This is a genomic window from Desulforhopalus glucosivorans, assembly GCF_054397165.1.
Genome location: NZ_AP044854.1, coordinates 1921440 through 1935518, shown reverse-complemented (window position 1 = coordinate 1935518; position 14079 = coordinate 1921440). Strand labels below are relative to the sequence as shown.

General features: G+C 41.6%; 9 protein-coding genes. 5 read left to right on the top strand and 4 right to left on the bottom strand.

Annotated elements, in window-relative coordinates:
• Positions 1–36 precede the first annotated feature (36 nt).
• Together msbA and ACX6CI_RS08230 are read right to left on the bottom strand one after the other, a co-directional pair.
• On the bottom strand, positions 37–1764 hold the full coding sequence (msbA, locus tag ACX6CI_RS08235) for a lipid A export permease/ATP-binding protein MsbA (RefSeq protein ID WP_458777687.1): 1728 nt from the start codon (positions 1762–1764) through the stop codon (positions 37–39).
• Between the two features lie 131 nt (positions 1765–1895).
• A complete protein-coding gene (locus ACX6CI_RS08230) occupies positions 1896–2819 on the bottom strand; it encodes a lysophospholipid acyltransferase family protein (protein WP_458777686.1) in 924 nt (307 codons plus the stop codon).
• Positions 2820–3108: 289 nt separating this feature from the next.
• Here ACX6CI_RS08230 and ACX6CI_RS08225 point away from each other — a divergent pair, with 289 nt between their 5' ends.
• Positions 3109–6024: a M16 family metallopeptidase gene (locus tag ACX6CI_RS08225; protein ID WP_458777685.1), complete on the top strand. Its 2916-nt coding sequence runs from the start codon at positions 3109–3111 to the stop codon at positions 6022–6024.
• Positions 6025–6155: 131 nt separating this feature from the next.
• Positions 6156–6548, top strand: a complete 393-nt coding sequence (locus ACX6CI_RS08220; protein WP_458777684.1) for a hypothetical protein — start codon at positions 6156–6158, stop codon at positions 6546–6548.
• A 206-nt stretch (positions 6549–6754) separates the two neighbouring features.
• Here ACX6CI_RS08220 and sppA read toward each other — a convergent pair whose 3' ends face one another.
• Together sppA and dinB are read right to left on the bottom strand one after the other, a co-directional pair.
• Positions 6755–8614: a signal peptide peptidase SppA gene (sppA, locus tag ACX6CI_RS08215; RefSeq protein WP_458777683.1), complete on the bottom strand. Its 1860-nt coding sequence runs from the start codon at positions 8612–8614 to the stop codon at positions 6755–6757.
• Between the two features lie 226 nt (positions 8615–8840).
• Positions 8841–9938, bottom strand: a complete 1098-nt coding sequence (gene dinB / locus ACX6CI_RS08210) for a DNA polymerase IV (RefSeq protein ID WP_458777682.1) — start codon at positions 9936–9938, stop codon at positions 8841–8843.
• A 259-nt stretch (positions 9939–10197) separates the two neighbouring features.
• On the opposite strand from dinB, the gene ACX6CI_RS08205 reads away from it, so the two are divergent.
• The 3 genes from ACX6CI_RS08205 to ACX6CI_RS08195 all read left to right on the top strand — a co-directional run bounded on the left by ACX6CI_RS08205 (position 10198) and on the right by ACX6CI_RS08195 (position 14079).
• Positions 10198–10863 carry a Crp/Fnr family transcriptional regulator gene (locus ACX6CI_RS08205; protein ID WP_458777681.1) on the top strand — a complete coding sequence of 222 codons (666 nt, stop codon included), beginning with the start codon at positions 10198–10200 and terminating at the stop codon, positions 10861–10863.
• A gap of 196 nt (positions 10864–11059) precedes the next feature.
• Positions 11060–11986, top strand: a complete 927-nt coding sequence (locus ACX6CI_RS08200) for a glycosyltransferase family 2 protein (RefSeq protein ID WP_458777680.1) — start codon at positions 11060–11062, stop codon at positions 11984–11986.
• A 38-nt stretch (positions 11987–12024) separates the two neighbouring features.
• On the top strand, positions 12025–14079 hold the full coding sequence (locus ACX6CI_RS08195) for an HAD family hydrolase (protein WP_458777679.1): 2055 nt from the start codon (positions 12025–12027) through the stop codon (positions 14077–14079).

The window sequence follows — 14079 nt, the reverse complement described above, 5'->3', positions numbered from 1 at the left end:
AGTTTTTGGGCAGTTACGCCTATTTGAATATGTGTTCTATTTGTACTGCATATTGTAAAGGGTTTCGTATTCACCGCCGAGCTTGATGAGCGCATTATGGGTGCCTTCCTCTACAATTTCTCCTGATTTGACGACGATGATTCTGTCCGCATTTTTAATTGTCGAAAGTCTATGGGCAATGACGAAGGTTGTCCTGTTTTTCATCAGATTTTCAAGTGCCTTCTGTACTTCCCGTTCAGACTCAGTATCAAGTGCTGAGGTTGCCTCATCAAGAATAAGAATAGGGGCATCTTTAAGTAGTGCTCTTGCAATTGAAATTCGTTGACGTTGACCACCGGACAGTCTTGCCCCACCTTCTCCTATGATGGTATCATAGCCGTTTGGCAGATTTTCTATGAATTCATCTGCATGGGCTGCTTTTGCAGCATTGTGGATCTCTTCCATTGTTGCATTTTGATCGCTATAGGCAATATTATTGCGGATGGTATCATTAAAGAGAATAGTCTGCTGGGTTACCATGGCAATCTGCTTCCGTAAAGAACTCATGGTAACGTCGCGAATGTCCATGCCGTCAATGGTAATAGACCCTTCTTTAATATCAAGAAACCGTGGAATAAGATTGGTTAGCGTGGTTTTTCCCCCACCACTTGGTCCTACAATGGCAAGAGCCTGTCCTGCCGGAACATTGAGGTTAATATTGTTGAGAACCTTTTCCTCATCGTTATACTGATAACTGAGGTTCTTAAACTCAATCTTAGCTTGGAAGGGTGGTAGAGGCTTCGCGTCTTTTTTATCCTGGATTTCAGGCTCTATATCTAAGATTTGAAAAACGCGGGTCGCAGCGGCCAGGCCCTGTTGAATAACAGAGTTGATACGGGTAACACCCTTAATAGGTTCGTAGGCAGCAATAAGGGCGGTTAAAAAAGCAAAAAAGGTTCCTGGTGTTGCAGTACCATTGATTACTCCTAAACCTCCAAACCAGATAATGATAGCTATTGCAAAACCGCCAATAAATTCCATCATGGGATGCTGGAGGCATCTATATTTTGCATCTTTCATCGTCAGCGAAAAAAGACCGTATATTTTGTCTTTAAAACGCTTTCCCTCATACTCTTCCTTAGTAAATGCCTTTACAATCCGATTGCCGGTGACTGTTTCGTGGATGCTGTTTGTTACATTGGCCACTTCTTCCTGGGTTGATGTGGAAAGCTTTCGAAACAGTCGACCAAACTTTACAATGGGGAGTGCAGCAAGGGGAAGGACAATAAAGGTAATCATGGCTAGGCGCCAATTCATGAAAAAGACCACGCCTAGGAGGATGATAACAGTAAAAAAATCACGAACGGACTTTACCAGAGCCTGGGACACGGCCTGCTGGATAAGATTCACGTCGGAAATAATTCTGGAAATGATTGTTCCGGTGGGCATATCATTGAAAAATGATAACGATTGCCTGTGGATATGATTGAAAATTGCCAGACGAAAATCTCTGATAATTGACTGACCTACAAGCTCTAAAAGAATAGAATAGAGATAATAAAACACACCCTTTAATAAAAAGATCAGAATGACTACGAGAGGAAGCAACTTGAGGTAGGTGGTGTTTTTCTCCATAAAGATCTTATCCAGCAAATCTTTGACCAGATAGGCTTGGGATCCGGTGAATGCTGAAACAAGGATCATAGCAAACATCGCTATGATGAGTTTTGTCTTATATGGTCTCAGGACTTCGTAGAGACGGCTTAGTATTTCTTTATTTGTCATCGAAGCGCGTTTGTTTTATAGGAATATGCAGCTTGCTAAGCTAAAAACTGCCTTTAATGTGATGTATGGTAAATGTTCTTCTTGAGATGAGTGTGCATCATAATACAGACCCATCGGAGTATGAAGGAAAATTAAAAGAAAATCTGTTTCAGAGTTCTTTTAACGGGAGGATAATCTTTTTTACCCCAAAGACGGTGGAAGAGGCTGAACCATTGCTCCGGGTACTTTCGTATGAAAGGTTCGTAGAGTTGTATGGACCTGGTGGCTATATCCTTGATGTTTTCCTCATTTGTTTCATCATAATGTGGCAGATCAACTTCATCAAAATCGATATGAAGTTTACCTCCATCCATGTAGTACACACTGGTGAAAACTGGTGCACCTGTGCGTAAATGTAGTATAGGGGCACCTTTCGCGCAGGCAAGAGGTGTGTTAAAAAAAGGTATTACGGCTCCACGACTCGTGTAACTCTGATCGAGGCTGACAATGAGAATTCTATTGTTTGCAAGCGCCTCCTGATACACCTTCATCCCGTCATAGCTGCTTACGTGTTCCAGGCTTGTTCCGTATCGACTTCTTTGTCTCACGAAAAATTCATCCGAGAGTGGATTACTCTGCTTTTGATATATAAGACTTGTGGGGAGGTCTTTGATGTTAAACCAGGCAAAGTAGGCCTCAAACCAGCTGGCATGTATGGTCGTTAGTATGATTCCCTTGCCGTCAGCAAGTGCTGCTTCAACCTTATCAAGACCGGTTATCTCTGCATTTTCAATAAGAGTTGTCAGCTTTTTTCGGTGGAGAATGAAGACAAGTCCAAAGGTCCTGGTAAATTGAAGGTAGACATTTCTCATAAGACGCAGTTTAGAGGCGTGGTCCATCTCCGGGTAAACAGTACTGAGGTTCTTATACGCAACCTTGAGTCGAAAGGGAAAAATAACCCAGGCAATATATCCAATGGTACTGCAAAGAAAGAGGATAACCTGTACTGGTAAAAGATTAATACAAAATATGATGCTGCGTAAAAGAGCGTATTCCAGCTTATGTTTTGGTCTCATTACTTTGTTTTATGTCTGTGTAACAGTTTAAAATATTCCTAAAATAAATCATATCATGCTATCGTCAAACGAGCCCTGGTTGTGGCCCACGGACGGTATACTTCTACAACAGTCCTTTCAGGAAACAAAGAGGTTTTTCATTGTTAGTGAGCATTTGTGAAAACTCTTCAATTCAAGGTGCCTTCAAGAAGAAAAATTGAAATAATCCCATGCTATTTTGTGATCAGCACCTATATTTTTTCATAAATAAACAAAAATATATAAATCGTGACCAATAACGTGACCCATAATGTATAGAATTTTAATTGCTGCCTTCGTCGTCCTGTTTTTATTGAGTTACCAACTGACCAACACCAGAATAGCCTTAGCTACGGGCGATAGTGGTGCTCATCCTGGCATAACAGAGTTTATTTGGCCTTACCAGGAAAGTCCTTTGAGTCCTGACCCGACTATTACCAGAGGTACGCTTGCAAATGGCTTGAGTTACATGATTAAAGAAAATCATGAACCAGATGATAGAGTGGCGGCGTACCTTGTAGTTATGGCAGGCTCAAACGAAGAGCGCGATGACCAACAAGGGGTGGCACATTTTCTTGAACATTTGATGTTTAATGGCTCCACTCATTTTCCTCCTGGAACACTGGTTGAATATTTTCAGTCTATTGGGATGGATTTTGGTAGAGATACAAATGCCTATACGGGGTTTGACAGGACTGTATATCATCTGATTCTGCCTACTGGAGATGATGATGAATTAGGGGTTGGTTGTAAAATCCTTGCAGATTATGCTAGAGGCGCGCTGTTACTTGACTCTGAAATAGATAAAGAGCGAGGCGTGATCTTTTCAGAAAAACGGTCTCGGGATTCTGCAAGGTACAGAAATCAACTGGTATATACAAAATTTGCCTTTGATGGAACAAGGTATCCTAATAGGTTACCAATTGGTACAGAGTCAGTTTTGAAGTCTGCTGATCATGAGTTGCTGAAAGATTTTTACGATGGGTGGTATAGGCCTGATAATATAACTCTTGTCCTGGTTGGGGACTTGAGTGTGGAGTCTGCAGAACAGATCATTATTAAACACTTTGCCGGTTTAAAGAGTGTAGGAGCCATGCCAGCTCGTCCTGAGTTTGGCAGGATGAAGCATACGGGGCTCAATGTCTTGTATAACTATGAACCGGATCTTGGTTCAACAAATGTTTCAATTGAGTCCTTATGGGATGTAACGCCCCAGCCACCTGACATTGACAGTAAAAAAAGAGATCTCAACCGTATTATAGCTGACCTGATAATTGGTTACAGGTTGCAGGCAGATGAGGAAAAAAGTGAACAGCCCTACACCCATGCGCAGTACTCTTCGGGGAATGTTGCACGAAAAATTGGTTATGGCTCAATGTATGCTGTAACTGATAAATCGAACTGGGCCGCGACCTTAGAAAAAATATACGAGGTACTTGAATACGCTAAACGTTACGGTTTTACATCTGCGGAGTTTGAACGTGCAAAGGCTGAAATAAACTCCGAGTTGCAAAAGAATGTACAAACGCAATCTTCTTTGCATTCTCGCGTGATTGCCGAGCGAATGGTTAACAATTTGCTCGATAGAGATGTGTATATGTCTCCGAATCAGGAGCTTGAGTTGTACACCCAGATTTTAGATGAAACAACCGTGGAGGATATAAGTAAGGGTTTTAATGAGATCTGGGATAAACCGAGGCGCCTTATTACGGTGACCGGCGATGTTCAGCTGAAAAAACCTGAAAATGAAGTGATAAAGGCGTTGTACAAAAAGTTGACTAATAAGGTGATAGCTAAAAAAGCGGCCGTCCCGGAAATAGTTTTTCCCTACCTTAGGCTTTCTGATTCAAAAACCACACTCCTTCAAACAGAGGAATTTCCAGACATTGGCATGACGAGGTATACCCTGACTAATGGTCTCGTTATTAATTATAAACAAACAGATTATGAACCAAATAAGGTGAGAATTGCGGCACATTTTGGTGCTGGTGAACAGGATGAACCTATGCCAGGAAGCAGCGCTGTTGCGGCTGATGTCATAAATTTGTCAGGTACTAATACCTTAAGTCTGTCTGAGCTTGAAACCGTGAGTGCAAAAAGTTCGGTTGATCTGTCCTTTCATATGGGACGCTCTTCGAGTTCTTGGACGGGGTCATCGCTGAGCTCAGACTTTACCATCATGGTTCAGTTTTTATACACCGTGCTCCTTGATCCTGGATTTGACCAAACAGCCTACACAAAGGTAATGCAAGGGATGGAGATGATGAAAAATAGGTTATCAAAGGATATTGATGGGGCTGTTCTCTATGAGGTACAACCATTTTTTGCAGGGGGAAATAAACACTACGGCTTGGTACCCTGGGAGGAATTGAGCGTATTAGATTTTCAGCAAATGAAGTCGTGGATTCAAAAAATATTTGATTTTGGCGACCTTGAAATTTCCATTGTAGGAGATATTGAGTCAGATGAGGTGTTAACTGTACTTACTCAATATTTTGGATCTCTTACGTTGAGAGAACCTCCTTTGCGCTTGATGGATGAACAGATCAATTTCCCGGAAGGTGAGACACTGAAGTTGACAGTTAATTCTGAAATAGCAAAATCAATACTGTTTTTGACCTGGCCAACTGATGATTTTTGGGACATTGGCAGGACAAGGCGACTGAGTATTGTAGCGGCACTACTCGAAGACAGGGTTCGGAAGGTTGTACGGGAAGAGTTGGGTGCAAGTTACTCTCCAAGTGTCTCAAGTTACGGGAGCCGAATGCACCCCGGGTATGGTATTATGCAGGTAGAAATTGAAGTTGAAGATGGCAAGGAAGAAATGGTTTTGGATGCCTTGAAAAAGCTAGTGGACGACTTTTTAAAAGATGGGGTGACTGAAGTGGAGTTAGAGCGCGCTAAGAGGCCCGTACTTACTTCCGTGTATGAAAATATCCAAACAAATCAATATTGGCTTTATTCAGTTCTCACCCTGTCGAGCAGCTTTAAAGAGCAGTTAAACTGGCCCACAAATATTGTAAGTGACATTAAGAGCATTAGTGTTAACGAAATTAATACTCTCTTAGCTAAATATATTCAGAGCAATAAGATGGCCACAGCTATCATAGACACAAATGTGGTTGTGAAAGAAACGAGCAAAACTGATGGAAGTAATGTACCATCAGCGAAAGCTACAGTACATTAGGACATCTATGGATGTTTTTTGTTGGACCAGTATGGAATTGAAGAATAAGCATTTGCCATGTTGAGCTATTCACGGTACAACATAGCTCAAAGCCCCGTTCTTCTCTGAATTACTAGGAAAAATGATAATTATTGTCAAAGACTGATATGGTGAAAAAAAATAAACCGCAGGGAGTAGCTGAATCGGTTTTTGGAAGGCGTTCGAGAAAATTTCGTCGTACCAAAAAAACGGGTTTTGATTGTCAGTTAGCTGACGACAAATCTGTCTTTAAAGGTTCTATTGAAGATCTCTCCGCCCAGGGCTTTAGTATGATGAAAGTACCTGGTGCTTTTTGTGATGAAACTAAAATCTATCGGGCAATTTTTTCAAAAGCGGACAACTATTTTAAAATCACGGTTATCCCTCGTTGGTCCAGGCCTGCTTCGGATGGATCAGGATTCCACGTAGGCTATAAAATTCTTGATAATGATTGGAAGTGGATCCATTTTTCCATGGAAATTCTCCCTCAAATTATAGATGAATAGCCTAAGTGATTATTGAACCTTACCTTTCCCCTTCTCCTGTATCCATACGACAAATTACTAACCCCGATAAACGGGATAAGTCCCTTGGAGGGTAGCTTGGTATTGAAAAGCATACCCCACCACCACTCATTTTCTCGGAGTCTACGCTACCTGTTTTTTGTGACAGCTTTCCCAGAGTAAGGTACTGAGAAGACCCTAACTGCAATCTACTTAAAGTAGGGTTTGATCTCACATATCGCATACACCCCGGATGGGTCAGTAAGTGTGAAAACCTGTGTTATATTTTGATGTATAATATTTTGGATTTTAGTAAAAATATGTGAGTCAATTTTAGGGTTTAGAAATGCAAGGGTCATGGATAGGTATTGAAGGAGCTGGTCCTTTACAGTGTGTGGCTTTTGTATGTAACGAGCCTTGGCTTCTGTGAGTTTGGCAAGTTTTGCAGCAGCACCAATTGCCTGGTCAAGAGAACCCAGATTATCCACAAGCCCGAGTTCCTGAGCCGTTGATCCATCATATACTCTTCCTTCAGCAAGTCTTTCAACATCATCGATATTAAGATTGCGTCCCATTGCAACGATATCTAGGAATTGTCTATAATTATACTCTATGGTTTGTTGAATAGAATCTTTAATGGGTTCAGCCAGAGGTCTTGTGATATCAAGACCCGAAGCCAGAGGGGTTGTACCAATACCATCACTGTATATGCCTAAGGATTTAAGACTTTCTTCAAAGGTTGGTATTGCTCCAAAAATTCCTATGGATCCGGTAATTGTAGAGCTCTCGGCCCAGATTTCATCTGCATCAGCTGCTATCCAATAACCTCCAGATGCTGCTACCGTTCCCATGGATACAACAATGGGCTTTCCTGATTTTTTATATTCAATAATAGTCTGACGAATTATTTCAGAGGCAAAAGCGGACCCACCGCCACTGTTAATGCGGAGGACCAGACCCTTAATGTTCTTGTCGGTACGAGCCTTATCGATAAGTATGGATAGAGAGTCTCCACCGATCATGCCGGTTGGCTGTTTACCCGGCAGAATATTTCCTTCTGCGATGATTACACCAATGTTTTGTTCCGAGTTGCTATCCGGAGCATAAGAAGGGGTAATACTACTGAGGTATGTTTTCGTGCTGGTGACAGGTAAGGAGTTCCCTTGGGACCCAACCAGATTTTTGAGGTGTTCTTTAACTTGACTGCGTGTCAAAATTTTATCTACAAGTCCACTGGTAAGTGCCAGTTGCGCTGTGTTGCCATGGACTCTTTTAAGCTCTTCAGCAACATTATTTGTATATCGCCGTAATTGAAATGAATTCATATTACGGTTTTGGATAACTCTATCACTATAACCCTGCCAGAGTTTAGATAGCCAAATCTCATTTTGCTGTTCGTCCTGACTTGACATATCAGTTCTGGTGAGTGGCTCAAGAGCGGATTTATAGGTACCAACCTTAAAAATATTATAGTTAACCTTAAGTTTATCTATGGCGTCTTTGAAATAGAGACGATACACCCCAAGACCATGAATATCGACACCACCCATGGGATTAATAATCACCGTATCTGCGTAGGAGGCAAGGAGGTATTGTGACTGGGTGTAATAATCTTCCTTTGCGATTACCTTTTTGCCCGTCTTTTTAAATGTATTAAGAGCTTCTCCAATAGTTTCAAGCTGATTGAGTCCCGCTCGACCCATCTTACTCAAGTTAAGGAGGATTACTTCTATCTCGTCATCTGTACTGCTGGCATTAATAACATCAACTATGTCCTGAAGAAGGGTCTCTTGCGGTCTGGATTGCCCCCCCAATAGAGGATCTTCCAGAAGTTGCTCAACAGAACTGGGAATCCTGCGTTCTTCGACAATGTTTCCGTATAAATCAAGTCTAAGTATACTGTTTTTCTTAATGGTTACATCTGCAGCCTTTTTTGAAGAGAAAAAAGAAAACACAAGAAAAACAATTAAGCAGAGAAAGAGTAGATTCAGAACAGTATTTCTAATGATTGTAATGAACTTTCCTGCATATTTGAAAATATTTACAATGGCTGCGAGTAGATCTTTCATAAACCTATGGAATGTGTTGGATTGATATTGAACTGTTTGCGCAGTCAGAGATTAAGCACCATGTAGCCTGAATTCAACCACCGTGCCATTTATTCATGGTTCTTCAATGAGTGTATAGAGAAATGGTGAAAAATGAAATGTACAATTTTATACTTTCTTTAGGGGATGGATGAGAGGTGGATGAGATATGTAGAAGCGAATGTGAGATTTTTTTGCAGCCTAACTTCTAGGTCGTCCGATTCTTCATTGATATGAATGGAAGGGGGAGTTGTCTTGGACCACCATTCTTGCCAACTATCTTTGAGATTGATAGACCAAGGAGGCGCACCTTCTTTTCTCCCACATTACATGAACCAAGAAGCCTGGGGACTATATTCATAATATCTTCTGTGGTGTACATCGGTGATTTTGAGGTGTAGGACCTTGAGATTGTGATAAAATCAAAATATTTTACTTTTAGAGTGAGGGTGTACCCACCACACTCCTTACGAGCTAGCGCTGTTCCCACCTTTTCTGAGATTGTTGATAGTATAGCGTTAATTTCTAGTATGTCCTTTGTGTCCTGTGAAAGTGTTGTTTCACTGCCTATGGATTTGCGAGATCGCCGTGATTCAACAGGTCGATCATCAATACCCCGGACAATATGGTAGAGAAATGATCCGGATTTCCCGAAATGAAATTTGAGAGCGTCTTCCTCAAATTTTAAGAGATCACCTCCTCTGACAATCCCTAGTTTTAACATCTTTTTTTCAGTTACCTTACCAACACCAAAGAACTTACCAATGGGAAGGCCTGCAATGAATTCAAGAGCCTTATCCGGAGGAATAACTGTAATGCCATTTGGTTTATTAACGTCTGACGCTACTTTGGCGATAAATTTATTAAAGGACACTCCTGCGGAACTGGTAAGACCAAGCTCGGAGTATATTTCTTTACGAATGTCGTTGGCAATTACAGTTGCTGATGTTTGATTGAGGTGATTAGTCGTGACATCGAGAAAGGCTTCATCAAGGGATAGTGGCTCTATAATTGATGTGTATTTTCTGAAAATAGCCATTATTTGTGCCGATACTTCGCGATATAAGTCCAGGCGCGGGCGTGTGAATATAAGGCCGTTACAAAGCCTGGCAGCTCTTGCGCAGGGCATAGCTGAATGAATTCCAAACTTTCTTGCCTCGTAGGAGCATGCGGCCACAACACCACGTCCCTCAGGACGCCCTCCTACAACGAGCGGTTTCCCTCTGAATTCGGGGTTTTCCCTCTGCTCTACACTTGCATAAAAGGCATCCATATCAACATGGATTATTTTTCTTAAAAGGTTCATTGTATGCTTTTTATGTGAAAGAATGTATTGAACCAATAATAATTACATTCATACGGCTAACTGGTGATATGAAAAATATGATAGATTTTGACTTTAATGATGTAAGAGACATATATACACAAACGGATAGTCATTTCTTTCTTGGAACTGGTATAAGTTGCAAAAGTTGTTACACTACCAGCTGATAGCCACAGATGGATACGGCCTTTCAAGGTCTATTCATTATAACCATCCCCAAAGGTTCTTACGTTATATATTTATGAATAAACGAGAAATTATTGAATCCAGTATTCTCTTTGAAGGGCTGCCAGTTAAACAAATAGATGCCCTCACTGATATTGCAGTTTTAAAAAACTATACTAAAGGAGAGAATATATTTTTTGAAGGTGATCTGGGTATCGGTTTTTATGTTGTTGGAGAAGGGAAGGTCAAGATATCAAAGATCTCCTTTGCTGGCAAAGAACATATCCTTCATATTTTTGGTGGTGGAGAGCCTTTTGGAGAAGTTCCTGTTTTTAATGGCAAGCCTTTTCCGGCAACGGCAGAGGCCTTAATGAAAACGAGGACGATATTTTTCCCCCGTGATAAATTTGTAACCCTGGTCGAGGCGAATCCGTCTCTTGCCCTCAACATGTTGGCTGTTCTATCTTTTCGTCTGCGTAAATTTGCAACTCAGATAGAAAATTTATCCCTTAAAGAAGTGCCAGCAAGACTTGCCAGTTACCTCATTTATCTTAGTGAAGAGCAAAAGAGTGAGGAGGAGGTTGAACTTGATATTTCAAAGGGTCAGCTCGCAAGTTTACTTGGAACAATTCCAGAAACTCTATCGAGAATATTTGCCAAGATGAGCGATGAGGGGTTAATTAAAGTCAGTGGCAAACGAATCAGCCTGCTGGACCCTGAGAGGCTGAGAGCAAAAGAGTGAGGCTGTGGTTGAACTTGAACCTGCCTTATGACTGTTGCTCTTGTTAACAAAACCTTGACTTGATACTGAGATTTCATTAGTAAGGCAAGGTTTGGTCGTAGTTGCAGAGGCTACCCATTCTACAATGTAAACATTCCACATAAATAAAAAGTATGGAGTCTTCTTATATGCAGGCTCGATTTTTTTGGGGGTATTGATGTCATCTGAGAAGTCCCATTCTCCGCTTATTTCTGTTGTCATTCCAGCATATAATCATGAAAAATTTATTGGGGCGGCAATAGATAGTGTTCTTAACCAGAGCATAGATGACCTTGAACTCATAGTCATTAATGATGGATCCACAGATGGTACCGGTGATATTGTTGAACGTTACGACGACCCGCGTCTGTCGTATTATTACCAGGAAAATCAGGATGCTTTTAACACCATCAATCGGGGCCTGTCCCTCGTTAAAGGTCAATATGTCGCGATTCTGAATTCTGACGATGTGTATACCACCGATAGGTTTGAAAAAATTCTGGTATTCCAAAAGGAAAACAATAGTCAGTGTGTGATTACTGATGTCATCCCAATTTCTGATGCCGGAGAAGAATTTAACGACCCGGAGTTTGGCTGGAACAGGTGGCACCAGAAAAACAGGGAATACTATACAGAGGTGGGTGATATCTATGCAGCCTTTTTAAAGGGCAATTTTATGGTGACGACCTCTAATCTCTTTATGACGGCTGATGCAGCTGCAAGTGTAGGAAAATTCTGTTCTCTTCGTTATCTCCATGATTACGACTATATATTTAGACTGATGCTGAAGTTCCCGTCAGGGGTGCACTACATGTATGACGAAAAGTTGCTCTATTACAGGATCCATGATGGTAATACTCTTGGGGAGGCTGCAATTGTTGGACGGAGGCAGGATCAGGAACTCATAGCAAAATATCTACAAGAAAAAATGCCTGAACAGTCGCGTCTCTACGCCAAGGCGGGAGCAGAGAGGTTGATAGAGCTTGGTGATGAATTACATGACGTTCGTTCGGTATTAGAGCCTGACCAGGCCATAGGTGTAGTACCTGCTCTTAAAACGCTTCTAACGAGTCTGAAAACCTGGATAGGTAAAAAGCTTAAATAGTTCTTCGTAACTACATACACCCAAAAGTGTTCAACACTATGGATTTTAAAACATACTATTCGCTTCATGATCTGATTGCAGAAGGTCGCAAGCTGGCAGAAAATAAGACGACAGTCACCTTTGATCTCTTTGATACCCTTTTAATTCGGAGGGTCCATGATCCTGATCTGGTAAAACTTCCGGTGGCCAGATTTATCTCAGAGCTTTCAAAAACCCATGGATGCACTGTGGGCTGGCAAAAAGTTCAGGGTTTGCGTGATGAAATTGAGAGTCGTCAGCGAGCTGAAACTGGTGAGAGTTTTGACGATCATGAGGCATGTTACCCCAAATTTATGGGGGAACTGCTCCGTTCCATTTTTGGTGACGAACGTGGTGAAGAGCTGCTTGAGACAGTAACGGATTATGAGCTGTTTATGGAAAACAGTATGCTGGTCCCGCGCCCAGAACTTGTAGACTGGATCAGAGAACTGAGGACTGTAGGTAAAAGAGTATTCATTATTTCAGACATGTATCTTCCCGCAAGTCATTTAAGAAAGCTTGTGGCACATGCAGGCATTCTGGATTTTGTTGAAGATGTTATCTCTTCTGCAGATACATTTCTGGCTAAGGCATCAGGAAAGGCATATCCACTCGTTGCTGAAAAGTATGATATCAGCTATGGCGAATGGCTGCATATTGGAGATAATGGCTTTTCCGATGGGTTGCGAGCCGTTGAAGCGGGTATTGATGCGCTTATCATAAACGACCCGAAAGAAACCCAGAGAAAATCACTCATCCAGCGCTACTATAACTACAGTGATGGAAAGCCATTTTGGAGGGGAAGGGTATTGCAGCAATTGATGGCTCCCCATGAAGGCGAAAATATAGAGCAGACACCGTTATATTCTGAAGGGTATAATTTTATAGGACCGATGATTGGTCTCTTTGTCCATAGGATTGCCGAGCTGTGTCTTGAAAAGAACATTACTAAGGTTTTTTTTCTCTCCCGTGAAGGTTGGACCTTTAAGCGTTATTGGGAGCAAGCAATGCCGGCTCTCTATCCCCAGGATAATCTACCTGAAATAGAGTATTTGTATGTGAGTAGAATGGCTCTTGCAGGTTCGTCCTGTGCCTATAAGGGGTTAACAAAAACTAAGGCAAGCATTGCGTTTCTCCCATCTGGAAATAGGGATTTTCGTGATGTGTGCAGGATTTTTAGCCTTAATCCAGAAAAGTTTGATTCGATTCTGCATACCTTTGGGCTGACAAAAGAAACATGTCTTAGTCATATTCATGATGGTTATGATCCAGAAAATAGACTGAAATTTGAGGCGATGCTTGAAGACGACACCTTTCAGAATGAGGTGAAAAGTCAGTCAAGGGACGCTAATCTTGCAATGCTCAGATATTTTGAAGATGTAGGTTTTTTTGATCATCAGAATGTCGCCATTGTGGATATTGGCTGGCTCGGTTCGATACAACGATTTCTCTTTGAGGCTGTGGCCCATAGAGAGGATGCTCCGAAATGCCATGGTTATCTCTTTGGTGCAACAAGGGGCGTACCCTATGATACCAGTGATAAAAACAGTGTTGAAGGGATAATATACGACAGAGATAAATTCGATCTTGCAGGTTCAACCCTATTTTACGCCCGGGATATTTTTGAAGAGGCGTGCAGGGCACCATATCCGACACTTAATGGTTATAGACTAAAAGATGATGGTTATGAGCTTATTTTCAGGGGTACTGAAGATGCTGTGGGGCAGGCGGAACTCGCTCAGGACAGTTATTTTGCACCTCTTCAGCAGGGGATTTATGATTCAGCACAACGTTTTGGGGCGGCCGCTGCCATGCTGAATTATTCTCTCCCCGATTATCGTCCATGGTTTAATGCCCTTTTAGTCAATAAGCTTGCTTTTCCCAAAACAGTAGAAGTCTTCAGAATACGCAATCAGCACCATCTTGATGATTTTCATGGCCAGAAAAAACCTAAGGCCGAGTTTTTTAAAGGTTTTGTGCCCCTGTGGGATCGCCCCAAATGGCAGTTACGCTTTTCACCATTGCTGCGATTACGTTGTTTTTTTAGACATCTACGAGAGAGAATAAACGAATGA

Bases quoted from the DNA above. Each gene is read 5' to 3' on its own strand.
- msbA (WP_458777687.1), bottom strand. From the start codon at position 1,764: ATGACAAATAAAGAAATACTAAGCCGTCTCTACGAAGTCCTGAGACCA.
- ACX6CI_RS08230 (WP_458777686.1), bottom strand. From the start codon at position 2,819: ATGAGACCAAAACATAAGCTGGAATACGCTCTTTTACGCAGCATCATA.
- ACX6CI_RS08225 (WP_458777685.1), top strand. From the start codon at position 3,109: ATGTATAGAATTTTAATTGCTGCCTTCGTCGTCCTGTTTTTATTGAGT.
- sppA (WP_458777683.1), bottom strand. From the start codon at position 8,614: ATGAAAGATCTACTCGCAGCCATTGTAAATATTTTCAAATATGCAGGA.
- dinB (WP_458777682.1), bottom strand. From the start codon at position 9,938: ATGAACCTTTTAAGAAAAATAATCCATGTTGATATGGATGCCTTTTAT.
- ACX6CI_RS08205 (WP_458777681.1), top strand. From the start codon at position 10,198: ATGAATAAACGAGAAATTATTGAATCCAGTATTCTCTTTGAAGGGCTG.
- ACX6CI_RS08200 (WP_458777680.1), top strand. From the start codon at position 11,060: ATGTCATCTGAGAAGTCCCATTCTCCGCTTATTTCTGTTGTCATTCCA.
- ACX6CI_RS08195 (WP_458777679.1), top strand. From the start codon at position 12,025: ATGGATTTTAAAACATACTATTCGCTTCATGATCTGATTGCAGAAGGT.